Consider the following 1,773-nt stretch of genomic DNA (forward strand, 5'->3'; position numbering starts at 1 on the left):
TTAGGAGTGAAACCATCAGCAATAGGAGGCGCATCAGTTACGACAAAAGAGTCGGCAGCAATCGACGTGTCATCACCGGTTACGAACTCAGCGGTGAACACATCACCCTTAACCGCGTCCTCAGGAACCGGGAACACGCACTTGTTTGCTTCTTCCTCTGAAGTGATACCCTCGCAGGTCTTATCCTCTAGGATCACTCCGTTCTTCTTCCAAACGATCTTGTTTGGAGTTACCGGGAAAGGACCCTTGACGTCCAAAACCGGGGTATCACCCTTACGGGCAGGATTCTTCGTCATGTCGTAGTTGGTAATGTCCAACGACACATTATGCTTGGGCACCAGCGCGAAATTCACGTTGTACCACATCGGGTTAGCAACGAGGTTCTCTGCGGCAACTGGTTTAGGATTCCGTGTACCGTATTCCTCTGGACTCTGGTAAAGGGGTAGACGCCAGGCAGAGTATGCAACCGTGGGGTTTCCATCAGGAGACTCTACATGCGCGTACAGGTATTGCTTCGTCTCATTCGTCAGCTTTCCGTCGGAAAACTTCACCGAATAGTAACCCTTTGCGTCGGTCTTGGTGGTTACCGTTTCAGCGATGTACTCTGGGTGCTCCTCTAGCAGCTGCTTCGCTGCGGCCTGCTGCTGCGGCACGGGAAGAGTTTCAACCTTAGCTGCATACTCCCCGATGCCCTCCGGTGTGAGAACACTCACAACGACGTTATAACCCGGAGCAGGAACATCGCTAGAACCCAACTCTGGCCCAATTGTTCGAAAATCAGCGGTTTCGAGCCATACTCGCCCTCCCACGTGATTCTTCATACCCAGGTTTACTGACTGATTCGGCAGAGTCTCCTCGTTGTCCTCTACCCACTCTGCCTTTGGCTTATGCAAGTAAGAGGTGCCCCCCTCAACGTCCCCCTGATTCTGCATAAAAACAGCTGTACGCTGCATATTGACACCGATAAGATTAAAGGCACCTTGCTGATCGGCACCCATTGAGTTCCTGAATGCGCCAGGGAAGAAACCACCAACTTGACGGAAAGGCACAACTGTAGCGCCATTGCGCTCGTCAGTGAAGGGATTGATCCAGAGCTTGTAATGCTGATCCGTGCTAGCTGTGTAGGTGTGCTCCTTACCGTGTACATCCGTCCAAGGCTCACGGAGATCGAAGGCATACGCACCAGGGCCAGCCTGAGAAGTCTTGTCGTTGCTGAGCTGGTTGGAAGTTTTCGCGGAATATACCGGAGAAACCGCACCATCCGTGTCAATCCACTGCATGTAAACAGTGGTGCCTTCCGGAACTGGAAGGTTGCCCGCATCAGTAGGCAAGAAGCCCGATCCATCGTCAATGTAGGCGCGGCCCGACAACGTAGACTTTGCATTTGACATGTCGGTGCCCGAACTGATGTACCCGTTGGCGATAGCATCTGCTTCGATCGCATTTGCCCCGAATCCGGTCGATCCGGTTTCCTGCGCAGCTGCGACGGCTGCAGTCTGTGGTGATGCAATCGGGTGAACAAACGGGGTCACAAGTGCGACAGAAAGCGCCGCAGCAGCAATCGTGGTACCACGACGGCGAGCAGCGCGATTAAAACTCTTCATATTCATGAAGAATCCTTTCATGAGAACAATTAAGGAACTGGTCAACAGCTGCCTGACCCTCAGGACTCTGCAGCTTCTTAAGGGTTTCTAAAGACAAACTGGACTCAAGCTGAGACCCGGGGGGGGGGGGGGGGGGGGGGGGGGGGGGGGGGGGGGGGGGGGGGGGGGG

General features: G+C 54.1%; 1 pseudogene. It reads right to left on the minus strand.

The features are described from left to right. Positions 1-1,610: pseudogene (locus QKE52_RS13240) on the minus strand (hypothetical protein); the annotation flags it as partial. Between the last annotated feature and the right edge of the window lie 163 nt (positions 1,611-1,773).

Source organism: Corynebacterium sp. c25Ua_47 (assembly GCF_039907205.1).
In the GTDB taxonomy this organism is placed as follows: Bacteria; Actinomycetota; Actinomycetes; order Mycobacteriales; family Mycobacteriaceae; genus Corynebacterium; species Corynebacterium hiratae.